The organism is Bradyrhizobium vignae (genome assembly GCF_004114425.1).
GTDB lineage: Bacteria > Pseudomonadota > Alphaproteobacteria > Rhizobiales > Xanthobacteraceae > Bradyrhizobium > Bradyrhizobium vignae.
This window is the reverse complement of the sequence record NZ_RDQF01000063.1, coordinates 13,081-36,079: the sequence shown is the minus strand read 5'-3', so window position 1 is coordinate 36,079 and position 22,999 is coordinate 13,081. Positions and strand designations below refer to the sequence as shown.

At 64.2% G+C, this 22,999-nt stretch carries 21 protein-coding genes; 7 read left to right on the top strand and 14 right to left on the bottom strand.

What is annotated here, in order from left to right; all coding sequences use genetic code 11:
- The first annotated feature begins 214 nt into the window (after nucleotides 1-214).
- Both EAV90_RS33590 and EAV90_RS33585 read left to right on the top strand, forming a co-directional pair.
- Nucleotides 215-1,366, top strand: a complete 1,152-nt coding sequence (locus EAV90_RS33590) for a fructose-1,6-bisphosphatase (RefSeq protein WP_347338827.1) — start codon at nucleotides 215-217, stop codon at nucleotides 1,364-1,366.
- Between the two features lie 90 nt (nucleotides 1,367-1,456).
- Nucleotides 1,457-2,644: a 6-phosphofructokinase gene (locus EAV90_RS33585; RefSeq protein ID WP_164937217.1), complete on the top strand. Its 1,188-nt coding sequence runs from the start codon at nucleotides 1,457-1,459 to the stop codon at nucleotides 2,642-2,644.
- Between the two features lie 534 nt (nucleotides 2,645-3,178).
- On the opposite strand, the gene EAV90_RS40950 is transcribed toward EAV90_RS33585, so the two are convergent.
- A complete protein-coding gene (locus tag EAV90_RS40950) occupies nucleotides 3,179-3,634 on the bottom strand; it encodes a hypothetical protein (RefSeq protein ID WP_244607689.1) in 456 nt (151 codons plus the stop codon).
- A gap of 9 nt (nucleotides 3,635-3,643) precedes the next feature.
- Here EAV90_RS40950 and EAV90_RS33580 point away from each other — a divergent pair, with 9 nt between their 5' ends.
- Nucleotides 3,644-4,627 (top strand): Spy/CpxP family protein refolding chaperone, encoded by a 984-nt coding sequence (locus tag EAV90_RS33580; RefSeq protein WP_244607690.1) that lies wholly within the window; start codon nucleotides 3,644-3,646, stop codon nucleotides 4,625-4,627.
- A gap of 35 nt (nucleotides 4,628-4,662) precedes the next feature.
- Here EAV90_RS33580 and EAV90_RS33575 read toward each other — a convergent pair whose 3' ends face one another.
- Together EAV90_RS33575 and EAV90_RS39850 are read right to left on the bottom strand one after the other, a co-directional pair.
- Nucleotides 4,663-4,881, bottom strand: a complete 219-nt coding sequence (locus EAV90_RS33575) for a hypothetical protein (RefSeq protein ID WP_122404343.1) — start codon at nucleotides 4,879-4,881, stop codon at nucleotides 4,663-4,665.
- Between the two features lie 27 nt (nucleotides 4,882-4,908).
- Nucleotides 4,909-5,205 carry a hypothetical protein gene (locus tag EAV90_RS39850; RefSeq protein WP_162500380.1) on the bottom strand — a complete coding sequence of 99 codons (297 nt, stop codon included), beginning with the start codon at nucleotides 5,203-5,205 and terminating at the stop codon, nucleotides 4,909-4,911.
- Between the two features lie 451 nt (nucleotides 5,206-5,656).
- Here EAV90_RS39850 and EAV90_RS33570 point away from each other — a divergent pair, with 451 nt between their 5' ends.
- The gene (locus EAV90_RS33570) at nucleotides 5,657-7,042 is read left to right on the top strand and encodes an FAD-binding oxidoreductase (RefSeq protein ID WP_122404344.1); all 1,386 of its coding nucleotides are present in this window, start codon (nucleotides 5,657-5,659) and stop codon (nucleotides 7,040-7,042) included.
- Nucleotides 7,043-7,147: 105 nt separating this feature from the next.
- On the opposite strand, the gene EAV90_RS33565 is transcribed toward EAV90_RS33570, so the two are convergent.
- The 9 genes from EAV90_RS33565 to EAV90_RS33525 all read right to left on the bottom strand — a co-directional run bounded on the left by EAV90_RS33565 (nucleotide 7,148) and on the right by EAV90_RS33525 (nucleotide 16,682).
- Nucleotides 7,148-8,011: a sugar phosphate isomerase/epimerase family protein gene (locus EAV90_RS33565; protein WP_122404345.1), complete on the bottom strand. Its 864-nt coding sequence runs from the start codon at nucleotides 8,009-8,011 to the stop codon at nucleotides 7,148-7,150.
- The gene (locus EAV90_RS33560; protein ID WP_122404346.1) at nucleotides 8,011-9,201 is read right to left on the bottom strand and encodes a dihydrodipicolinate synthase family protein; all 1,191 of its coding nucleotides are present in this window, start codon (nucleotides 9,199-9,201) and stop codon (nucleotides 8,011-8,013) included. The genes EAV90_RS33565 and EAV90_RS33560 overlap by 1 nt, the downstream gene beginning before the upstream one ends.
- A 121-nt stretch (nucleotides 9,202-9,322) precedes the next feature.
- On the bottom strand, nucleotides 9,323-10,474 hold the full coding sequence (locus EAV90_RS33555) for a Gfo/Idh/MocA family protein (protein ID WP_122404347.1): 1,152 nt from the start codon (nucleotides 10,472-10,474) through the stop codon (nucleotides 9,323-9,325).
- The gene (locus EAV90_RS33550) at nucleotides 10,471-11,868 is read right to left on the bottom strand and encodes a hypothetical protein (RefSeq protein WP_122404348.1); all 1,398 of its coding nucleotides are present in this window, start codon (nucleotides 11,866-11,868) and stop codon (nucleotides 10,471-10,473) included. Before EAV90_RS33550 ends, EAV90_RS33555 begins: the two co-directional genes overlap by 4 nt.
- Nucleotides 11,869-11,873: 5 nt before the next feature.
- Complete coding sequence (locus EAV90_RS33545) at nucleotides 11,874-12,701, bottom strand: ABC transporter ATP-binding protein (RefSeq protein WP_245162990.1); 828 nt, start codon at nucleotides 12,699-12,701, stop codon at nucleotides 11,874-11,876.
- Between the two features lie 14 nt (nucleotides 12,702-12,715).
- On the bottom strand, nucleotides 12,716-13,708 hold the full coding sequence (locus EAV90_RS33540) for an ABC transporter substrate-binding protein (protein ID WP_162500381.1): 993 nt from the start codon (nucleotides 13,706-13,708) through the stop codon (nucleotides 12,716-12,718).
- A 51-nt stretch (nucleotides 13,709-13,759) separates the two neighbouring features.
- Nucleotides 13,760-14,569 carry an ABC transporter permease gene (locus tag EAV90_RS33535; RefSeq protein WP_122404351.1) on the bottom strand — a complete coding sequence of 270 codons (810 nt, stop codon included), beginning with the start codon at nucleotides 14,567-14,569 and terminating at the stop codon, nucleotides 13,760-13,762.
- A 364-nt stretch (nucleotides 14,570-14,933) separates the two neighbouring features.
- Nucleotides 14,934-15,593 carry a TetR/AcrR family transcriptional regulator gene (locus EAV90_RS33530; RefSeq protein WP_129145838.1) on the bottom strand — a complete coding sequence of 220 codons (660 nt, stop codon included), beginning with the start codon at nucleotides 15,591-15,593 and terminating at the stop codon, nucleotides 14,934-14,936.
- 240 nt (nucleotides 15,594-15,833) lie between these two features.
- Entirely contained in the window at nucleotides 15,834-16,682 is an 849-nt protein-coding gene (locus tag EAV90_RS33525; protein WP_129145834.1) for a VOC family protein, read from the bottom strand.
- 210 nt (nucleotides 16,683-16,892) lie between these two features.
- On the opposite strand from EAV90_RS33525, the gene EAV90_RS33520 reads away from it, so the two are divergent.
- Nucleotides 16,893-17,786: a sugar kinase gene (locus tag EAV90_RS33520; protein ID WP_122404354.1), complete on the top strand. Its 894-nt coding sequence runs from the start codon at nucleotides 16,893-16,895 to the stop codon at nucleotides 17,784-17,786.
- Between the two features lie 18 nt (nucleotides 17,787-17,804).
- Nucleotides 17,805-18,713, top strand: a complete 909-nt coding sequence (locus EAV90_RS33515) for a ribokinase (RefSeq protein ID WP_129145833.1) — start codon at nucleotides 17,805-17,807, stop codon at nucleotides 18,711-18,713.
- A 10-nt stretch (nucleotides 18,714-18,723) separates the two neighbouring features.
- Here the strand turns inward: EAV90_RS33515 and EAV90_RS33510 are convergent, their stop codons facing one another.
- On the bottom strand, nucleotides 18,724-19,944 hold the full coding sequence (locus tag EAV90_RS33510; protein WP_129145832.1) for an NAD(P)/FAD-dependent oxidoreductase: 1,221 nt from the start codon (nucleotides 19,942-19,944) through the stop codon (nucleotides 18,724-18,726).
- A 227-nt stretch (nucleotides 19,945-20,171) separates the two neighbouring features.
- On the opposite strand from EAV90_RS33510, the gene EAV90_RS33505 reads away from it, so the two are divergent.
- Nucleotides 20,172-20,966 (top strand): enoyl-CoA hydratase/isomerase family protein, encoded by a 795-nt coding sequence (locus EAV90_RS33505; protein WP_164937216.1) that lies wholly within the window; start codon nucleotides 20,172-20,174, stop codon nucleotides 20,964-20,966.
- Between the two features lie 19 nt (nucleotides 20,967-20,985).
- Here the strand turns inward: EAV90_RS33505 and EAV90_RS33500 are convergent, their stop codons facing one another.
- Entirely contained in the window at nucleotides 20,986-22,698 is a 1,713-nt protein-coding gene (locus EAV90_RS33500; protein ID WP_164937215.1) for an IlvD/Edd family dehydratase, read from the bottom strand.
- Between the last annotated feature and the right edge of the window lie 301 nt (nucleotides 22,699-22,999).

Sequence of the window (22,999 nt, the reverse complement as noted above, 5' to 3'; positions counted from 1 at the left end):
CACGAGTTAGCGGTCCGGCCAGAACCGGACTCGTGCAGCGCAGCAATAGTGACGCATGGTCCTAAGGCAAGACTGTGCGTGATCCCGGCAACCGGACGAACGGGGTGCGTGGAACCTATCGGAGCGACGGACGTTTTTGTCCGCGAATGAGCAGCGCCGTGCCCGGCGCAGCAAGCGCCGAGGCCGGAGGCGCAGAGCTGCGCGGATCGGAGTAATGCTCATGAGACTCACTCTTTCAGTCATCAAAGCTGACGTTGGCTCCATTGGCGGGCACACGAAACCGTCTTCACGCATGATCGCGACTGTCGAGGGCGAGGTTGCCAAGGCGATCTGCAATGGTCTGCTGATCGACGGCTTCATCTGCCACACCGGCGATGACATTGCGATCATCATGACGCACACGCGGGGTGAAGGAAGCTCCGAGGTCCATCAACTCGCCTGGAAGACGTTCCTGGCGGCCACCTCGGTCGCGAAGACCTCCGGGCTCTACGGTGCTGGCCAGGATCTTCTCGCCGACGCGCCTTCCGGGAACATTCGCGGCGCCGGCCCAGGCGTCGCCGAGCTCAGCTTCGACCACAGCCTCTCCGGCCTGCGACCCGCGGAATCCTTTATGGTGTTCGCGGCCGACAAATGCGGCCCCGGCGCCTACAACCTGCCGCTCTATCTCGCCTTTGCCGACCCCATGTACTGCGCTGGGTTGATGCTGCCTCCGATGATCCAGGGATTCCGTTTCCATATCATCGACATGGACAACACAGCCGGCGACAGCCTGCTCGAGCTCGACGCGCCCGCCGACAGCTACCACATTGCCGCCCTGCTTCGCGACAACGAGCGCTTTGGCATCGATCGCATCGTTTCTCGAACCCATGGCGAAGTCGCCGCGGCCGTTTCGGCACAGCGCCTCCACGCGATCGCAGGCAAGTACACCGGCAAGGATGATCCAGTCGCGATCGTCAGGAACCAGGGGATTTTTCCAGCTCCGGAGGAGATAATCTCGCCGTTCGCCAAAGCGCACTTCGTGGGCGGCGATGCACGCGGCTCGCATGTGATGCCGCTCATGCCGGTGCCACTCAACACCCCCGTTACCGGCATGTACTGCCTGCCGATCGTTTCTTGCGTCGGCTTTTCGATCGACAGGGAAGGCCGGTTTGCCGAGTCCTACACCGATTTCTTCGACAACCCGGCGTGGGATGAGGTCCGCCGGCGCGCCCAGCACAAGGCCATCGAGATGCGCAGCCAAGGTTGGTCTGGCGCCGCCATGCTGCCCTATTCCGAACTGGAATATGGCGGCTTCCGCGACACCGTATCCGGACTGCTGAAGCGTTTTCGACTGCGCGACGACCGCAAGCCGGAAGCGGCCGAGTAGCGACCGTCTTCAATCAGAAGCTGGAGCGTCGTTCACCGTTCAATCGACAGATGCAGTCGCTATGACGACATGCCGATCCGGGAGGTGGATATGGCCAAAAAACGCATCGGCATTCTCACGGGCGGCGGCGACGTCGCCGGCCTCAATGCAGTCATCAAGAGCGTGACTTATCGCGGCAGTGAGGACGACATCGAGGTTGTCGGTCTGCGCCGTGGTTGGGAGGCGCTCACGCACCTGAACCTCGACGACCCAAACAGCAGGTCCCACTACGTCATCCCGCTGAACCGTGAAAACACTCGAACCATCGACCGGCGCGGCGGCACCGTGCTGCACTCGAGCCGCGTCAATCCCTCCAAAATACAAAAGCTGCCCTATCATCTCGTCGGCAATGATGTTCCGGTCTCGCTGAGCACCAACGGCGGCATCGCGACAAAGACGTGGGACCTCACCAGCCGGGTGCTCGCCAACCTCTCGGGACTCGGCATCGAACACCTGATCGCCATCGGCGGCGACGACACACTCAGTTATGCGGCCAAGCTCAACGAACTCGGCGTCAAGATCATCGCCATCCCGAAGACGATGGATAATGACGTCCGCAACACCGAGTACTGCATCGGCTTCTCGACCGCGATCACCCGCGCCAGCGATGCCATCCAGCGGCAGCGCACGACAGTCGGCTCGCATGAGCGAATTGGCATTTTCCGCGTCTTTGGCCGCGATGCCGGATTTACGGCACTCTACACCGCGTATGCGACCTCGATACGATGCGTCATACCGGAGTATAAGGTCGACCTCGACAAGCTGATCCGGTTGCTCATCGAGGACAAGCGCGCCAATCCAAGCAACTACGCGCTGATCGTACTCAGCGAGGGAGCTCAGTGGGAAGGCTACAAGCTGCGGGAATACGGCGAGCCCGACGCCTACGGTCACCGCAAGAAGGCCAACGTGGCGGAATCGCTTGCCGACGAGATCAAGCAGCGCACCGGCGAGGAGACGATCATCTCCGATCTCACCTACGATTTGCGATCGGGCGATCCGGACTTCATCGACAAGCTTGTGGCCCTGACTTTCGGTAACATGGCCTACGATGCCATGCTGGAAAGCAAGACCGGCCTCATGTCGGCGCTGGTCGAGGGCCGCTACGACCTCGTGCCCATCCCTGACGCCAAGCTCGGTCCGCGCAAATTGGACGTTGCGAGCAGCTACAACACGGAGCGCTACCGCCCCATCTACGCCAACAAGCAGGGGCTGCCGATCTTTCTCAACCGCGCGTCCTAGCGCGTCGACTGGGCGCTGGAGTGGCTCGCCACCACCTGACGCAGAATCTCGAGAGCCTGCGTCGGAAGATCGCAATGCCGGTCGTGGCCGAGAACGAACGATTCCGCCGGCTGTGCGTTGAACGTCGTGGGCGATTACGAAGTGGGAGCGACAATCATGCTTCCGCGTGGCGTTTGCCTGACGGCTGCTTTAGTTGGTGTCTCGATGCTGACGGCGAGCATCAGTGCGCTCGCCCAAGGACCCGGCCAGGGACATGGAAGGGGCGGGCCACCCGGCCCAGCCGCAGCGCGGCCAGCAGCACCACCGGCCATGTCACGTCCGGCGGCGCCGCCAGCCATGGCACGTCCCGCCGCGCCGGCATTCCATCCGCCGGCCATGGCGCCACGTCCGGCGCCGCATATGGCCTCACCGCCACCTCGCCCGGCCCCGCACTTCGCTGCACCGCCGCGAGCGGCCCCGCGTGTGGCAGCGCCGCGGCCTGAATTCCATCGGGCGCCGGCCGCACCGCAACGCCCGGCCATGGCACCGCGGCCGTCACCGCACATCGCCGCCCCGTCGCGGCCCAGCGCACCGCCCGCCGCGAGCGAGCGGCTGTCGCGGCACGATCAGATCGAACAGCGCGCGCAACAGCGCCAGCAGCAAATCCAGCAGCGCCAGCAAATGGTGCAGCAGCGGCAGCGCGAGATGCTGTCGCGCCAGACGACGGAGCGTCAGGCCCGCATCGATCGCCTCCAGCAGCGCGTGCAGCAACTCCAGTCGCAGAAGCCGGAAGGGGCGCGGGCGCTGCGCGAGCAGCAACGGACACTCCAGACGCAGAACCGCTTGCTTGAACGTGAGCAGCGCGCCCAGCAGAGTGACCTGGCGCGCCAGCAGCGGCTTGGGCTCCAGGCTCCGGCCGGGCGGACGCCGGCGGCTGCGGCCGCCGTGGAGGCCGCCCAGCGCGGGCGGTTCGCGGAGCGGTTCCGCGAGCAGGCAACTGCGCAGACTCAAGCGGCGCTCGTGACCCGCGAGAGCGGCTGGGCTCCCCGGCAGGCCTGGCGTCACCGCCATCCCGCGGTGTTCGTGGCGTGGCTCGGCCCGGTGTTCTGGCCATACGCTTACTCCGACATTTTTGACTACACGTTCTGGTCCTATGCTTACGAGCCCGGCTATTGGGCCTACGCCTATGACGACTTCGTCGATACCGTATTCTGGGGCAGTGGCAGCCCCTATTCCGCCTATGCCAGCACCAATCCGTATGACTATCCGCAAGCCGGCGGCGGCTACCGCGCACGGTCGCGCGCCAGCGCGAGTCCGCAAACGCTCCAGCAATTGTGCAGCACGCCGGACAGGGGCGTCACAGCCTGGCCGCTCGCCGATATCGCGCGAGCCGTGCAGCCGACGCCGGAGCAACGCGCGCTGCTCGACGAGTTGAAGACCGCAGCGGCCAAGGCTGCCGATGTATTCAAGGATACCTGCGCGGAGACCTATGCACTTACTCCGCCCGGCCGCCTGCGCGCGATGATGAACCGCATCAGCGCGACGCTGGAAGCCGTCAAGATCGTGCGACCGGCCCTGGAGAATTTCTACAACTCGCTCAGCGACGAACAGCAGGCGCGCTTCAACGCGCTCGGCCCCAATGTCGGCGACCGCTCGTCCCAGCAGCAGGAAGCGAGTAGCGAGACCTGCGGTGATCCCAAGTCCAGCCTGACCCAATTGCCGATCCAGAGGATCGAGGCCGTACTTCACCCCGCAGGCAAGCAGAAGGACGCGCTCGACCGCCTCAGCGAAGCGACCGCGAAGGGAGTTGAAGGCCTGCAGGCTGCCTGTCCGAACGATGTGCCCCTGACGCCGGTCGGACGGCTCGAGGCGATGCAGAGCCGGCTCGAGGCCATGCTGACGGCCGCCAAGCTGGTCGAACCGGCGCTGGACGAGTTCTACGCCACGCTGAGCAGCGAGCAGAAGGCGCGCTTCAACACGCTGCAGCAGGTCGCAGGCCCGTAGGGCAGCGTCGCGCTCTGATCTCATGCGGAAATCGTCTACCGCCCAGCATCATTCGTGCTTGTGATCGCTTGAGGCTGCTCGATCTCATTCGAGCCAATGGCGTTGCATTGTTGGTAGTGAGAAGACAGCTCGAGATCAGCCAGATGATCCCAGTATTCTGCTTTTGCGAGCAGCTTCCACTTGTTCATGCTGTTGTACGCGGCCTGTTGGCGGCACAGAGAGCTCATCGCACGCAAGCGTCGCACTTTCTCCACTGCGAACCTCCCTTCGCGCCTGCTTGTTCACAAGCGCATTTGTGTGGTCAGAGCTTCGCAGATCGAATTGACGAGTGATAGTCCGGGATTCGCCGGTGAATCCATGATAGCGCAATCGTCTGACTTTTCACCGATCGGTCGCGCCAGCGAATTTAATCGCAACACTGGCTTGGCCCAGCGCATTGAATCGTAGGATCGTCCCTGGCGGCTTTCGCCGCAATAAATCACGCCGGTGCCCTCGGCAAAGCTTGCCGGCCTTGTCACGCTTACTACAACAATGGCCCCGACGGTTGCACGTCGGGGCCATTCAAGATCAACAGGCATGGGTACATCCGCCGTGCCTGCTGATCGTTGATGCCATTGATTACCGCATCCGATCTGGCACAGACTGTGGCGCGGCTGCGGCATCGGGATGATGTTATTCTGCCTGAAAGCTGATGGTCCGCATCATCATCGGTGGTACTCCGACCAGCTCGCTGCTTCGCCTGTGTTCTGGCTCGCGATGGGGCATTCGCGACCGGGTCGAGCGGGCAGCAAGTCCAACCAATGTCCGTTCTACCGTTCGATGCAGGTGCGCAGCACCTCGTTCATCGGCTTGCCCCACCAGTCGTTGGAGAAGATCTCGATCTCCGAATAGACGCATACGCGTAGTCGATTTGCGATAGCCATCGCGCTGCGCTTGATCTATCTTTTCATGAGGGGCGGAGAACGTTCGAGGAGCCCTGCGAGCAACCTCCGACCCAATGACCGATCATGGGTGGAATAGGAGGACATCATGCAGAGCATGGCCACCGAAACCTTCATCGGCAATATGCGCGGCCCGGTTATCAGGCGAATGGATGCCGACTACGACGCCGTGCGGAGCCTCTACAACGGAATGATCGACAAGAGTCCAATGATGATCGCACGGTGCGCCGACGTTGCTGATGTCGTCGCAGCGGTCAATTTTGCAAGGGACAATGATCTTCAGGTCGCGATCCGCGGAGGCGGCCACAATGGGCCGGGCCTCAGCAGTGTCGAAGACGGACTGATGATCGACATGTCGATGATGAAAGGCGTGCGGGTCGATCCCGGCGCTCGTACCGTCCGCGTCGGTCCCGGCTGCTCGCAAGGCGATGTCGACCACGCCACGCATATCTACGGGCTTGCCGTGCCGGCCGGCATTGTATCGACCACTGGGATCGCCGGCCTTACGCTCGGCGGCGGCACAGGATACCTCACCCGCAAGTATGGCCTCACCATCGACAATCTCCTTGAGGCTGATGTCGTGCTCGCCGATGGACGCATCGTCACCGCCAACAAGTCGGAGAACGCCGACCTTTATTGGGGCCTGCGCGGGGGCGGCGGCAATTTCGGCATCGTGACGAGCTTCCTGTTCCAGGCTCATCCCGTGAAGATGGTATATGCCGGTCCAATCTTCTGGAGTCTCGAAAATGCCCGGACCGTGATGCAGAAGTACAGGGATTTCCTCCGCAGCGCTCCCGAGGAGCTCGGGGCCTTTGTTGGCTTGAAGACCGTTCCGCCGATGGACCCGTTCCCGCCGGATCATCAGGGCAAGCATGCCTGCGCCATCATTGCGTGCTATAATGGTCCGGCAGAAGACGGCAAGGCGATCATAGCGGGGTTGCTCGGTGAGCTGCCCCCGCCGCTCTTCAATTGGATGGGCGAGATGCCCTATCCGGCGCTCCAGTCCATGTTCGATCCGTTCTTCCCGAAAGGTCTGCAGTGGTACTGGCGCGGCGATTTCGTGAAAGAACTGACCGACGAAGCAATTGACGCCCATATCGAGCAGGCCCGGAAAGCACCGAGCCCGCTGTCGCTCATGCATCTCTATCCGATCGATGGCGCCGTCCACCGCGTCGGCAAGAGCGACACCGCCTGGAACACGCGCGACGCGACCTGGTCGATGGTCATCGCCGGCATCGATCCCAATCCGCAAAAAGCAGGCGAAATCACGCGCTGGACCAAGGGCTATTGGGAGGCCGTGCATCCTTACTCGGCCGACGGCGGCTATGTGAATTTCATGATGGAGGATGGAGACGACAGCAGACTTAGGGCTACTTACGGTGACAACTACGACCGCCTCGTCGCCTTGAAGACCAAGTACGATCCGACGAACTTCTTCCACATGAACCAGAACATCAGACCGCTGCACTCGTAGACGATCACACCTGCTACACGGATCGGTCGCGCCTAATGACGTGTCGGAGCGCTCTGTCGCATCGAAAATCGAGGGAGCGCTCCCCTGAGTCACCGAGATCGTAATCTAAACCACCGTCTTGTGCCGCGAAATGCAGGTCCGGAGCACCTCGTCCATCGGCTTGCTCCACCAGTCGTTGGAGAAGATCTCGATCTCCGAAAAGCCGGCATAGCCCTGCGCCTCGACTGCCTGACGCACCGCTTTGATGTCGATGACGCCGTCGCCCATCATGCCGCGGTCGTTGAGGATGTCTTTGGTCGGCACCAGCCAGTCGCAGACGTGGAAGGCGAGCAATCGATCCCGGCCGGCGCGCGCGATCTGGCCCATCAGCTCCGGGTCCCACCAGATGTGATAGACGTCGAGCGCGACCCCGAGCATGCCGCTGCGGCCGGGATCGAGCCGGTCGCAGATGTCGAGCGCCTGTTTCGTGGTGTTCACGCAAGCACGGTCGGCCGCATAGGCAGGGTGCAAGGGCTCGATCGCCAGCGGCAGCTTTGCCTGTCTCGCGTAGTCGAGCATCTCGGCGAGCGCTTCCTCGACCTGCCCGCGCGCCGCGGCGATGTCCTTCGACGCCTCGCTGCCCGGCCGCGAATATTGCGGCAGGCCGCCGACGACGAGGACGATGCAGGAGGCGCCCAGCGCCTTGGCCTCGTCGACGCAGCGGCGATTGTCGTCGCGCACCTCGCCCCGGCGCGAGGCGTCCGAGGTGAACATGCCGCCGCGGCAATAGCCTGAGAGATCAAGGCCGGCATCGCGCACCGCGCGCGCGGCACGGTCGAGCCCGATGGTCGCGACCTGGTCGCGCCAGGGATCGATGGCGCGGATGCCATGCTTCGCACAGGCATCGATGATCTCGACGAGATCTCCCTGCTTGCGGACTGTCGCCGTGTTCAGCGACAGCCAGCGATGGTCGGACGAAAAGTCGCGCATCAGGGTTCGATACCGTGGGTGGCGAGCACGGTCTTCATCCGCTGCGTCGCGAGTTCGGGATTGGCGAGCAAGCCGGCCCTGTCGGCGAGACGGAACAGCTCGGCCAGATGCAACGTGGAGCGCGTGCTCTCCTGTCCCCCGACCATGGTGAAATGATCCTGATGGCCGTTGAGATACGCCATGAACACCACGCCGGTCTTGTAAAAGCGCGTCGGCGCCTTGAAGATGTGACGCGACAGCGGCACCGTCGGTCCCAGCACATCGTGGAAGCCAGCCTCGTCCCCGGCCGCCAGCCGTGACAATGCATAGGACGCCGCCGGAGCGATGGCATCGAAGATGCCGAGCAGCGCGTGCGAAAAGCCTTGGCTATCGCCGGCAATCAGCTCCGCGTAATTGAAATCGTCGCCGGTGTACATCTTGATGCGCTCGTCGAGGCGACGGCGCATGTCGATCTCGCGCTGCTTGTCGAGCAGCGAGACCTTGACGCCGTCGACCTTGGCGGCATTGCCGTTGATGATGGCGACCGCCGTGTCCATCGCCTTGTCGATATCCTTGGTGCCCCAGTATCCCGTCAGCGCCGGATCGAACATGTCGCCGAGCCAGTGGATGATGACGGGCTCACGGACTTGCGAGAGCACGCGGTCATAGACCCTGGCGTAATCCTCGGCGTTGCGCCCCAGTTTGGCCAGCGCGCGCGAGGCCATCAGGATGATGCGGCCACCGACCTTCTCGACCGCCGAGATCTGCTCCTCATAGGCGCGGATGACGTCGTCGAGACTCCTGGCATCCTCCACGGCGAGATGATCCGTGCCTGCACCGGAGAACACCAGCGCATTGCGCCGCTTGGCGGCGCCGACCGAGCGGGTGATCAGCTCCAGCGAGGTTGGCCAGTCCAGCCCCATGCCACGCTGCGCGGTGTCCATGGCTTCGGCAACGCCGAGACCGAGGTCCCAGACATGCTCGCGGAAGGCAATGGTCTTGTCCCAGTCGACGGCAACCGACAGCCAGGGATCATTGTCGGCGAAGGGATCGGCCACCGTGTGCACGGCCGAGAAGGCGATGCGGTTGAGCGGCCCCTCGAGCTTTTTGGGGAACGTGCGCGAGGCCGCGAGCCGGTAGGTCTCAAGCGAGCGATCGGCCTTCGGCAGCTTCAGCGACAATGACGACATCGGCTGGACGGGCTTGTTCATGATTTCTGACCTCTCCCCGTCATTGCGAGGAACGAAGCGACGAAGCAATCCAGACTGACTCTGCAGAAAGATCTGGATTGCTTCGCTCCGCTCGCAATGACGGCTTAGCAGATTTCTGACCTTACACTTTGATCGGGGCGACATCGACCCAGCGCCGCTCCTTCCAGCTCTTCAGCGCGCATTCGGCAAGCTGCACGCCCTTGGCGCCTTCGAGCAGCGTGAACTTGTAAGGAGCGCCCTCGTAGACGTGGCGAATGAACATTTCCCACTGTTCCTTGAAGCCGTTATCGTAGGTGACGTTATCGGGCATCTTCTGCCAGTCGCCGTAGAAATCGTGCAGCCGCTTCTCGTCGGGATTCCACACCGGACGAGGCGTCGCCTGCCGCGCCTGGATCATGCAGTCGGTGAGCCCCGCGACGGCCGAGCCCAGCGTGCCGTCGACCTGGAAGGTGACGAGGTCGTCGCGGTAGACCCGCGTCACCCAGGACATGTTGATGTGAGCGATGATGCCGCCCTCGAGCTGGAACGTCGCGTAAGCGGAATCATCCGCAGTCGCCTTGTACTTCTTGCCCTGCTCGTCGAAGCGTTCGAGGATATCGGTGTTGCCGATGCAGCTGACGCTCTGAACATTGCCGAAGAGGTTGTCGAGCACGTAGCGCCAGTGGCAGACCATATCCAGGATGATGCCGCCGCCGTCCTCGCTGCGATAATTCCAGGACGGCCGCTGCGCCTCCTGCCAGCCGCCTTCGAATACCCAATAGCCGAACTCGCCGCGTACCGACAGGATACGGCCGAAGAAGCCGGAGTCGCGCAGGAAGGCGATCTTCTTCAGGCCGGGCAGGAACAGCTTGTCCTGCACCGTGCCGTGCTTGACGCCCTTGGCGTTCGCGAGCTTCACGACCTCGACGGCTTCCTCGAAATTGGTCGCGATCGGCTTCTCGCAATAGACGTGCTTGCCGGCATTGATGGCCTGGGTCAGCAGGCCCGGCCGGGCCTGCGTGGTCGCGGCGTCGAAGAACATGGTGTCGTTCTTGTCGGCAAGCGCGGCATCGAGGTCGGTGGTCCAGCGCGTGATGTTGTAGCGCTTCGCAAGCGCCTCGACCTTCTCGGCGTTGCGGCCGACCAGGATCGGATCGGGCATGACGCGGTCGCCGTTCTTCAGGCGGACACCGCCCTGGTCGCGGATCGCCACGATCGAGCGGATCAGATGCTGGTTGAGCCCCATTCGGCCGGTGACGCCGTTCATGATGAGGCCGAGGCGTTGGGTGGTCATGCCAGATACTCCTGAAGTGATTTTGGCTGTTCGAGCGGACGGAGCGCCGACCACTCCGGATGGACCGAGGACGCAAAGCCCGTTGCGTGAAGCGATCCCGTCAGGAGATCGCCGTCGTGAATTTTGAGCCTGATGCCCTGCCCGGCGTCGGCATAGAGATCGGGATGCGCGGCCGCGAAGGCTTGCGCTTCCGCGGCCGGCGTGTCGCCGAAGCCATCGACATAGTGGTGGCCGTTGCGTTCGGCATGGGTGGCGCCGATGAACGCAGCGAGCGCGAGATCCTGCTGCACGGCGAGGCCGGCCTGACAGGTTAGATCTTCACCAGTCACGAAGAACCGCACGCCGTCCGCGCTCCATTTCGCCGCGCGTGTCGCGTTGACCACCGACTTATAGAGTCCCTTGCAGGATTTTGACGAAATGCCGCAATAGCCCAGCGCACGCGCGGCGGCGAAGGCATCGTAGGAATCGTCGGCCTCGTCGATGATGAAGCCGTGCGAGGCCAGCGGTCCCAGCGGCGATTGTCGCGTGATATCGCGCGGCATCGGCTGCTCGACATAGAGCAGGCGCGCGGCGATCGGGCGTAACGCGGCGTCATGATCGAGCCGGTCCATCAGCGCCTCCAACGCAGCGAGATCCGCATACTGCTCGTTGGCGTCGAGCGTCACCTTGGAGTCGCGCCCGAGCGTGTCGAGCTCCTTGCCGATACGCGCCAGACGCGCGGCATCGGCTGCAGGCTCGCCCGACAGCTTGAGCTTGAAGTAGCGAGCACCGGCGTTCTCGCGTGGATCGGCAACACCGCCCTCACCTTCCACCGCATCATCAAGGCCGACGGTGTGCCTGACGGCAACACGCTCCAGCGGCACACGGCCGGAGAGAAACGTCCTGATGTCCCTCTCGCTCAGATCAGGAGACAGCCGCGTATCAATGCCGGCGATATTGCCGGCCATGCCATCAAAGAAGTTGGTCGCGAGGGCGCGGAGCAGCGCATCGAGAATGGCCTTGTCGATCTCGGCGGGGCCATAAGCCGCAGCAAGCGCCGGAATGTTCTTATTCGCACACGTCGCGATCTGCGCGCCGATGCACGAGGCATGCAGATCGAAGGCGGTCTGATACAGGCTGCGCGCCAGATAGAGCCCGCGCGCAATCTCGAGCGACCGTCGCAGCCCATCTACCGTCTGCGCCGGCGACAGCTCCGGCCGCTTGTCGAACCATTTCGGCACCAGCAGCTCGGCACTGGCGCCGACCGCGCTCCCCCTGCCCTCGACCTCGATCTCGACCCGGACGAACAGCTGCGGTGTCGCGTTGATGGTGACGGCGCCGAAGCGGAACGGCCGCGCGAAATGCACGGGGCGTTCGAAAAAGGCGATGTCTCGCAGCTTCAGGCGGGGTGACATGATCGTCAGTCCAGTGCACCTTGCGAGAAGAAATGCTTGCGGATGCGTTGCACGAGCTCGGTGAAAACAGGATCGGCCATCACATCGAGCGAGCGCGGGCGCGGCAGCGGCACGTCGTAGATCGCGGCGACCGCGCCGGGACGTTCGGTCATGACCAGCACGCGGTCGGCGAGAAACACGGCCTCGGGAATCGAGTGCGTGATCAGCAGCACCGTCTTCTTCGTCTCGCGCTGGATCCGCATCAGCTCGACGTTCATGCGCTCGCGGGTCAGCGCATCGAGCGCGCCGAACGGCTCGTCCATCAGCATGATCTTGGGATCGTGTACCAGCGCACGGCAGATCGAGGCGCGTTGCTGCATCCCGCCGGAGAGTTGCCACGGCAGCTTCTTCTCGAAGCCTTCGAGGCCGACCAGCTTCAAGAGCTCCTTGGCGCGGGCGAGGTATTTGTCCCGGGCCAGGCGCTTCATGTCGATCGGCAGCATCACGTTGTTGAGGATGTTGCGCCAAGGCAAGAGCAGCGCGTTCTGGAACACGATGCCGACATTGCCGTGCGGCGTCGTGACCTTCTCACCTTCGACCAGGATCTCGCCCGTGGTCGGCGGCAGCAGGCCCGAGATCAGCTTGAGCAGCGTGGACTTGCCGCAGCCGGAGGGGCCGACCACGACGAAGAACTCGCCGTCATTGATGTGGAAGTCGAGCGGCCGCAGCGACGGCACATCGCCGTCGCGCGTCCGGTAGGTTTTGGACACGCCTGATAGATTGATACCAGACGCATCGCCGGCCCGGTCGCTCACCAATCTCAGATGCGCGGCCGGCTGCACGGCTTCGTTCATGACTGTCGCAGGTTTCACGAGCCACTCTTGGGCAGGTAATCGTTGGTGTAGAATGCCCTGGGGTTCTCCTTGGCCTTGGCATCGAGACCGCCATATTCGACCAGCAGATTGACGGTCTCGGTCATGTTCTGGTCGGTGACCTGGAACGGCCGCTTGCTCTTTGTTTCCGCGGTCCGGTAGAGCGGGATGGTCAGCTCAAATCCCTCAGTCAGCGTATCGATCTTGCCGCCCTTCGGATTGGCATCGAGGATCGATTGCGCCGCGGCCTTCGGCTCCTTCTCGGCAGCTTCGACCGCCTTGGTCGTCGCCGACATGAAGCGGCGGACGAGATCGGCATTGGCTTTCACATAGTCGGAATTGGCGATGATGCCGGAGGAAACCATGTTGATGCCGTAGTCGGCGAACTTGATCGGATAGACCTCCTTGCCGGTGGCGTCCTTGATCTTCATCGACTGGTCCATGACGTAGCCGAGCAGGAGATCGGCCTGGCCGTTGATGACGGCGTTGAGCTTGGTCTGGCCGTCGCCGGCGACGGTCTTGAAGTCGCTCTCCTTCAGGCCGGTCTTCTTCAGGAACAGTGGCCAGATCTGCGTCATGGAGTCGGCCGGCGTGATCGCCACCGTCTTACCCTTGATGTCTTCGGGCTTTTTGATGTTCTTGTCGACGAAGCCCATCGCGGACATCGGGCTGGTCTGCAGCAGCACGCCGGTCGCGACCACAGGCGCGCCCTTGATCGCCGCGCGCATCATGGTGGGCACGTCGACATAGCCGAAGTCCGCAGTCTTGGCGGCGACGGCCTGCGTGGTCGCCGCGGAGCCGCGGCCTTCCTGGATCTCGAGGTCGATGCCTTCGGCGGCATAGATGCCCTTGGCCCTGCCGTAGTAGAACGGCGCGTGCTCGCCATAGACGTACCAGTTCAGCATCAGCACGACCTTGTCGGCCGCCTGCGCCGGCACGGCTGCAAACGCCAGCAGCGCCACTGATGCAGCCCCAATCCACCGCTTCATCGTCACTCTCCCTCGTCGTTATGTTTCGGCCGTTGGTGACCGTTGCTTGAATTAAGACGCGAAAATCACGTCCTCGCGCTGGCTGACATGCCAGGGAATGACCAGCTTCTCGATCCGGTCGACCATCCAGAACAGGATCACGCCGAGCAGCGCCAGGATCACCAGCGCCGCGAACATCGTCGGCAGGTCGAACGTGCCGATCGAACGCTGCATGACGTAGCCGATGCCGGAATTGGAGCCGACGAACTCGCCGACGACGGCGCCGACCACGGCGAGCGTCACCGACACCTTGAGGCCGGAGAAGATCGCCGGCAGCGCATGCGGCAGGTTCACCGTGCGGAACACCTGGAAGCGGCTGCCCTGCATCGCGCGGGCGAGATCGACCATGTCAGGATCGACTGATTTGAAGCCCTGCACGGCCGAAACCACCACGGGGAAGAAGCCGAGCAGGAAGGCCGAGATCACCTTGGGAATGATGCCGAAACCGAACCACACCACGAACAGCGGCGCGATCGCGATCTTCGGCACGGATTGCGAGAATACCAGCAACGGATAAACGTAGCTCTCCACCGTCTTCGAGCCCGCGATCAGCATCGCGACGGGAATGCCGAACAGCGCCGACAGCAGGAAGCCGCAGACGGTCGCATAGGTGGTCGGCCAGGACTGGCGCAGCAGCTCCGGCCATTCAGTGCGCAGCACCGCGACGACGTCGGCCGGCGACGGGATCTGGTAGGCCGGGATCTTGAACAGGCGGATCGAAAGATCCCAGGCCACGACGATGAAGACCAGGAACAAGAACGGCCGAACCCAGGCCGCATTCAGCATCTTGGACACCGCACCTTGCGGCTTTGGCTCGGCCAATTTTCACTCCCGGCATTTTCTTCGTTGCGGGGAGAAATTAACCCGTTGGATAAATACTGTCCAGAGGATTCCCTGTGACGTTTGCGGCGGGTTCCGGGTGTTTGGGGAGAGTGGCGCCGGCGCTCTCCTGTCCCGGACGCGCTGCAACGCTCTTTGGCGTTGCCCCGCAAAGCCGGGATCCAGAGGCCCCGCGCTCCGCAGTTGCGTGGGCCCCGGCTCTGCAGCGCATCCCTTGCGTGCTGCGCTGCGTCCGGGGCACGAGACCGCCCACCCTCGGTGTCATTCCCCGCGAAAGCGAGAAATCCAGTACGCGGCGGCCTCTCGAGTACTGGATCGCCTTGGGCGATGACAGCGGAGGATTTGGCTACACCGTCTGCACCACGGCCGTGCGCGGGTTCGGCGCCTTCGCAATCTCGAACAGTTCTGCCGAGCGTCCCGTCAGCGCCGCGAGCACGAGGCCGACCATATGGGCCAGCCGCTCATCCTTGGCCTTCTTGTCCAAGAGATCGCGGCCGAAGATCACGCTGAGCGTCGCCGAGTTGGAGAGATAGAAGAAGCTCAGCGCCGCGATCGAGATGTAGAGCTGCACCGGGTCGACGGCGACCTGGAAGTCGCCAGACTCGACGCCGCGGCGCACCACGGTGCGGATCATCTCGACGAAGGGCGAGTGCATCGACTTGACCTTGGTCGATTTCTTCAGGTGCTTTGCGCGGGCAAGGTTCTCTGTCTGGAGCAACGACAGGAATTCCGGATTGCGCAGGAAGTAATTCCAGGTGAACTCGATCAGGCGGCGGATCGCCTCGGGCGGATCGAGATGTTCGAGATCGAGCCCGCGCTCCTCGCTGCGGATCTTGTCATAGGCGCCCTCGAGCACGGCGAGATACAGCTCGTCCTTGTTGCCGACGTGATAGTACAGCATGCGCTTGTTGGCGCCGGCCTTGGCCGCGATACGGTCGACGCGCGCGCCGGCGAGCCCATGGGCGGAAAACTCCTGCTTGGCGGCTTCGAGAATGCGCAGCCGCATCCCCTCGGGGTCGCGCTGCCATTTCAGGGGTCGCTTTGCCTTTGCTGTCGCCAAACCGGGTGCTCGCTGGGTGGTCCAGGTACGCGTGTAACACGCGCCCAGCCCGCCGCATAGAAGTGAAGCGGGCATCTGCCTCAACACCGTCATTGCGAGCGAAGCGAGGCAATCCATGCCGCCGCGGCAACAGTCTGGATTTGCTTCGTCGCAAGGGCTCCTCGCAATGACGGAGGAGAGACCGCCCTAATCCACCGGCTTCGGCGACCGTTCCAGCAGCACCGTCTGGATCCCGCACGTCCCGCTCCGCACCGTCATGATCCGCGTGCCCGGCTTGCGGCCGTTGCGCACCTCGGAGACATCGAGTCCGCTCGCGATCAGGCGGGCGCGGGTGGCGTCGATGTCGGCGACGCGCCAGCTCAGGCCCCAGAGACGGTCATGCGCGGCATCGCCGCCCGCCACGGGGCGGCGGACCACTTCGACGATGAGGTCGCCGCAGCGGAAGAACATCAGCTGTCCCCAATCCTGGTGCGAACGGTCGAGCGCGAGATCGAGCCCGAGCCGCGCGCCGTAGAGCGCGGCGGCGCGCTCGGAATCCTCGGTGGTGATGACGACGTGGTCGAGCCCGTCGATCGGCGCGATGTCGGTCGCGACCGACTTGGGACGCTCGTCGGCGAGTTCGAGGAAGAACATGCGCACGCCGCGCGTCAGCTCGGTGGCGGCGCGGGTGCGCTTCCAGCGCAGCACGGCTTCGGTGACGGCATCGCTGCTTTCGACCTCGGCGACCGGGTCCGGCCGCAAGGCCACCCGCTCCAGCCGGCGGTGCATCCTGCCGATGTCTGCGACACGAAAGCACAGGCTGGCGAGCACGCCCTCCTGGCCGTCGAGCAATGCGCGCATACGGTCGGCGGTGACGCTGAAGCCGCTCGGCGCCATCAGCTCGATGGTCATGTTGTCGAGGGTGAACAGCACCCGGTCAGCGCCCTCGCCCGAGTTCTGCCAGGCCGGCGCGCGTGCGAGCAGCGTCTGATACGCCGTCTTGGCCGCACCGATATCGCTCACGAGAACGACGATGTGATCGAGACCGGCGATCATCCTGTACCCTTCTGATCGACATGGAACCCACAAACCGAAAGACGGCGTTTGCCCGGGCTTGGCATTGGCCCGTGATGGTCGTATTCCCCCACCATGCTGACCTCAAGCGCTTCGGGGCGGTTTTGCGAATAATTTCAGCGTCCCTCCGGAGCGGAACCGGTGTTAGAGTAATTCCGCCGGCCGGGACCACAAGCGCATCACGGACAAGCAATGCAGGCTCTCTTCATCGGACAGACTTATATCGACGTCGTCTTCATCACCGACCACATGCCGACGGGCGACGAGAAGCACGTGGCCTCGGACTACGCGGTCTCCTTCGGCGGCAACGCGGTGACGGCGGCATTCTGCTGCGCCAAGCTCGGCATCGTGCCGGATCTGATCGCCACGGCAGCCAATGACTGGCTCGGGCGCATGTTCCAGGACATGTGCGCGAAGTACGGCATCTCGCTGCACGGGCGCAAGGTCAACCAGTCCTCGCTCTCCTTCATCATGCCCAAGGACGGCAAGCGCGCCATCGTCCGCTGCCGCGATGACTCGCACATCCATCCGTTTCCGATGCTCAATCTCGGCGGCTGCCGCGCGCTGCATGTCGACGGTCACCAGCCCGATGCTGCAATCCATTACGCCAAAGTGTGTCGCGAAGCCGGCATCCTGACTTCGCTCGATGGCGGCGGGCTGCGCACCAACACGCATGAACTGCTCGAATTCATCGACGTCGCGATCGTCGCCGAGCGGTTGTGCGAGCAGATGGACCTGACGCCGGAGAAGATGCTCGACTACCTCAAGGGCCGCGGCTGCAAGATCGGCGGCGTCACCATGGGCGAGAAGGGCCTGCTTTGGTACGACGAAACAGGGACGGTGCAGGTGATGCCGGCGATGCCGATCCCGCGCGAGCGCGTGATCGACACCAACGGCGCCGGCGACGTGTTCCACGGCGCCTATGTCTATTCCTACCTCGCCCATCCCGGCAAAAGCTGGCGCGAGCATTTCGATTTCGCCCGCGCCGCCTCGACCTTCAAGATCCAGCGCCTCGGCAATGAGGCCGGCCTGCCGACGCTCGTCGACATCGCCAAGGTCAGGCACGAGTTCGAGGTCAGGGTGTAGACGTCGGAAGGGTGTGTCATGGGGCGCGTCTTCGTCGCCGGCAGCATCAACATGGATGTGGTGGCGACCGCCGATCGCCATCCCAGGGTCGGCGAGACCGTCGCCGGCCGCCAGGTGCTGTATTTTCCGGGCGGCAAGGGCGCCAACCAGGCGGTCGCGGCGTCACGGCTTGGGGCGCGGACTACGCTGATCGGACGGCTGGGGACGGATTCGTTTGGACGCGAGCTGAAGGCCTTTCTCGGCGGGCAGGGCATCGATCTCGGCTATGTCGTGGAAACGGCGGAGGCGCACACCGGCACGGCCATCATCACCGTGGCCGAGGCCGACAACACCATCGTCGTCATTCCCGGGGCGAACGGGCTGGTCGGCGCTGACGACGTCGAGGTCGTGCCGCTGCTGGCCGGCGACGTCGCCGTCAGCCAGTTCGAGATTCCACTGCCGGCCATCGCCGCGTTCTTCCGGCGTGCCCGTGCCGCCGCGGCCACGACGCTGCTCAACCCCGCACCGGCGCAGCCAATGCCCCGCGAGCTGCTTGCACTCGTCGACATCCTCGTGCTGAACGAGACGGAGCTCGGCTTCCTCGCCGGCCACGAGCTCTCCGAGAGCGACGAGGCCGCACAGATCATCGCTGTGGCGCGGCAGGTCCAAGCGCGGGAGGACCAGACCATCTGCGTCACGCTCGGCAAGCGCGGCGTGCTCGCGCTGGCGGGGCGCGAGGAGATTGCCGTGCCGGGGCGCGCGGTGAAGGCGCTCGACACCACAGGCGCCGGCGATTGTTTCGTCGGCGCGCTGGCCGCGCAATTGGCCGACGATGTGTCCTTGCGCGCCGCCCTCGCCTTCGCCAACACCGCCGCCTCCATCAGCGTGCAGCGCATGGGCGCGGGGCCGTCGATGCCGACGGCGAAGGAAGTGGCGGCGGTGTTGTAGCGCTAAGCACTTATGCCAACGCGCCCTTCAGATCAAAGCTCTCGTCTGCGGCCTGCTCCGGCGTGATGGTGCGATCCATGGCCTGCAAGCGGCGGCCGAACATGTGATCGCCGGCGCGGTTGATGGATTCGATGCCGAGCAGCTTATCGCCCTTGTAGCAGAATGCGGAAAACGCCTTCTTCGCGGGATCACCGCGCAGCACAACGCGATCGTAGCCGGTCGTCAGCCCTGCGATCTGGAGCTTGTCGTCGCCCTGGTCGCTCCAGAACCAGGGATGGCTGTCATAAGGCTTCCTGTCACCGGTCAGCCGCGCCGCGAGGCAGCGGGCGTGATCGGTGGCATTCTGCACCGATTCCAGCCGCAGCGAGCCGCCGAAGCGCGGGCTTGCGAACAGCGCGCAATCGCCGATCGCCGAAATATCAGGATCAGCCGTCGCGAGATATTCGTCGACGATGATGCCGGCCGCGACCGGAAGCCCGGCCTCGGCTGCGAGCTCGATGTTCGGCAGCACGCCGACGCCGACCACGACGAGGTCGGCCGGCAGATGCCGTCCGTCGCTCAAGGAGACGCCGGTGACCTTGCCGCCCTCGGCCTCAATCGAGGTGGCCTGCACGCCGAGATGGATGCGGATGCCGGCTTCGCGGTGGCGCTCCTGAAAATACTCCGAGACCTCGGCCGTCACGGCGCGCGCCATCACGCGCGGAGCAAGCTCGAGCACGTCGACCTCGAGGCCCTTGATCCGGGCGGTGGCGGCGAATTCGAGGCCGATGAAACCGGCGCCGATGATCACGGCGCGCTTCTTCGACGGCATGACCAGCCGCAGCGCCTCGCTGTCGTCGAGGATACGCAAATATTTCACGTCGGGCAGGTTGGCATTGGGCAGATCGAGCAGGCGGTTGCGCGCGCCGGTTGCCAGCACGAGGTGGCCGTAAGGCAGCGTTTCGCCCGACGCGAGATGCAGCTTGCGCCCCGTGCGGTCGATTGAGGCGGCGCGGCCGGCGATCAGTTCGATCGTCTGGTCCTGGTAGAACTTCTCGGGGCGGAACATCAGGCTCTCCGGCCCGGCCGAACCCTTGATGTAGGCCTTGGACAAGGGCGGCCGCTGATAGGGCAGATGCGCCTCGTCGTTGATCAGGCAGATGCGCTCGGAAAAGCCCGCCTGACGCAGGGATGCCGCGACCTGATAGCCGCCATGGCCGGCCCCGACGATGATCACCGGACCGCCGGTCATCGGACAGCCCATTTCCGGAAGACACGAGCGTGACCCATGCCGTCTCCTCTCTCGCTGATTTTGGTTGCGGGCCTTACGAGGAGCCGGCGCTCGTGTCCGTCCCTTGGCGAAGGCGGGCTCATTTGAGCCTATCGGTCCGCCCGGCGCAAGAGCACCACGCGGGGATTGTCTCCCCTCGCCTTCTGCGATTTAGTTGCAGCTACGAACCTCTTGCCGGGGATTTCAAGATGCCAGCTCCCGTCTCAAAGCCCGATGATCCCGCCCTGCTGCGGATCGACGGCCCGATCGCGACCATCACGCTCAACCGGCCCGCCGCGTTCAACGCGATCAATCTTGCGATCGCGCAGAAGCTCGAACAGCTCGCGGCCTACATCGAAGGCGCGGACGACATCCGCGTCCTCGTCCTTGAAGGCGAAGGCCGCGCGTTCTGCGCCGGCGGCGATTTGCAGACGATCGGAGCTGCCGCCGAAGGGGGCACGGTGACGCCGGTGGTCGGCGAACTGCTCAAGCACTATCACGCTTTCATCGAGATCCTCCGGCGGATGCCGAAGATATCGCTGTCCAGCGTGCACGGCTCCGCCGCCGGCGCCGGCATGGGCCTCGCCTTCGTCACCGACCTCTGCATCGCCGCTGACGATGCCAAGTTCACGCCGGCCTATGCCAAGATCGGGGTGTCGCCGGACGGCGGCTCAACCGTCGGCATCGTCGGCACGGTCGGATCGCGCCGGGCGCTGCAGATCTTTCTCGCCGAGGATAATTTTACCGCGCAGCAGGCCTATGAATGGGGCCTCGTCGCCAAGACCGTTCCGGCGACCGAGCTGAAGGCGGCCACCCGACAGCTGGCCGAGCGTCTGGCGCAGAACCCGCCGGCGGCGATCGCCGGCACCAAGCAGCTGGTCTACCAGGCGGCCACCACGCCGGTGAAACAGCAGCTCGATGCCGAGGAGCACAAGATCATCATGGCCATGAATTCGGAGGCGTTCCGTACTGCGGTGAAGAAGTTCACCAGCAAGGCGAAATAGCCGCCACGCGGCCGCTGGCTCAGCCCTTCAACGGGCCATTCCTCTGCATGAAATCGAAATCGCAGCCCTCGTCGGCCTGCAAGATGGTCTCGTTGAACAGCCAGGCGTAGCCGCGCCGTGCCTCCTCGGGCGCAGCCGCCGGCTTCAAGCCAGCGCGACGCCGCTCCAGTTCGGCAGCGTCGACCAGCAGCTCGATGCTGCGCTTGCCCACATCGAGGCGGATCATGTCGCCGTTCTGCACCAGCGCGAGCGGCCCGCCGACGGCGGATTCCGGGGTGATGTGCAGCACGATGGTGCCGAACGCGGTGCCGCTCATGCGCGCGTCCGAGATGCGCACCATGTCCTTGGTGCCGCCGCGCGCGAGCTTCTTCGGAATCGGCAGATAGCCGGCTTCCGGCATGCCCGGCGCACCTTTGGGGCCGGCATTGCGCAGCACCAGCACGTCGTCGGCGGTGACGTCGAGATCGGGATCGTCGACTCGCAAGGTCATGTCCTCGACGGATTCGAACACCACCGCGCGCCCGGTATGCTGCAACAATTTCGAGCTCGCAGCCGATTGCTTGATCACTGCGCCGCGCGGCGCGAGATTGCCGTGCAGGATGGCGAGGCCGCCCTCTTTCTTGATCGGATTATTACGCGGGCGGATCGCATCCTGGCCTGGCACGTCCTCCGCATTCGCCGCGACATCGCGCAGCGTCTGGCCGGTGATGGTCTTGGCATCGAGATCGACGAGGTCGCCGAGCTGCGCGAGCAATTTCGGCACGCCGCCGGCGTGGTGGAAGTGCTCCATGTAGTGCTCGCCGGACGGCTTGAGATCGACCAGCACCGGCACCTCGCGACCGATCTGGTCGAACGCTTCGAGATCGAGCCGGTGCGGAGAGCGGTGCGCCATCGCGGTCAGATGGATCAGGCCGTTGGTCGAGCCGCCGATCGCCTGGAGCACGACCTGTGCGTTCTTGAACGATGCCGGCGTCAAGATTTCGCTCGGCTTCGGCCCCTTGGCCTTGGCCATCTGCGCGGCAACCTTGCCGCTGGCCTCCGCCAGGCGGAAGCGCTCGGCATGCGGCGCGGGAATCGTCGCGCTCATCGGCAGCGACAGGCCCATCGCCTCGATCATGCAGGCCATCGTCGAGGCCGTTCCCATCACCATGCACGTGCCGACCGATGGCGCGAGGCGGCCGTTCACCGCCTCGATCTCGGCATCGTCCATGTCGCCGGCGCGATATTTCGCCCAGAGACGGCGACAATCGGTGCAGGCGCCCAGCACCTCGCCCTTGTGATGGCCGACCACCATGGGACCGACCGGAATGACCACCGTCGGCAGGTCGGCGCTGATCGCCGCCATCACCTGCGCCGGCAGCGTCTTGTCGCAGCCGCCGATCACGATCACCGCATCCATTGGCTGGGCCCGGATCATCTCCTCGGTGTCCATCGCCATCAGGTTGCGCAGGTACATCGAGGTCGGATGCGCAAAGCTCTCGGCGATCGAGATGGTCGGGAACACGAACGGCATCGCGCCCGACAGCATCACGCCGCGCTTGGCGGCTTCGATGATCTGCGGGACGTTGCCGTGGCAGGGATTGTAGTCGCTATAGGTGTTGGTGATGCCGACGATCGGGCGCTGCAGCGCGTCGTCGGAATAGCCCATCGCCTTGATGAACGCCTTACGCAGGAACAGCGAGAAGCCGGCATCGCCATAGCTCGTCAGACCCTTGCGCAAGCCACTCGTCATCACGCCACTCCTTCTAGATCACCATCGTGGTACAGCGTGCCCCTCGATTGTCAATAAGGCCGGCCGATAGAGTTGCACCTTCCGGCTCCGGGCACCGGCTGGCACAGGAATGGATCGCGGGCGAGGCCGGGCGCTAGTCCGCAAACTTCTGCTGCAGGCGTCCATCACGGAACGCCACTGCCCCGGCCGCGTTGGAAGACCAAGCATTAGCCTCGGTCTCACCTCGGACGCGGCAGGTGACAGTCTCTCGGAACATGTCACCTCGCACGGCTGACCGAGCGGCTTGAACAATGAGGGTCTG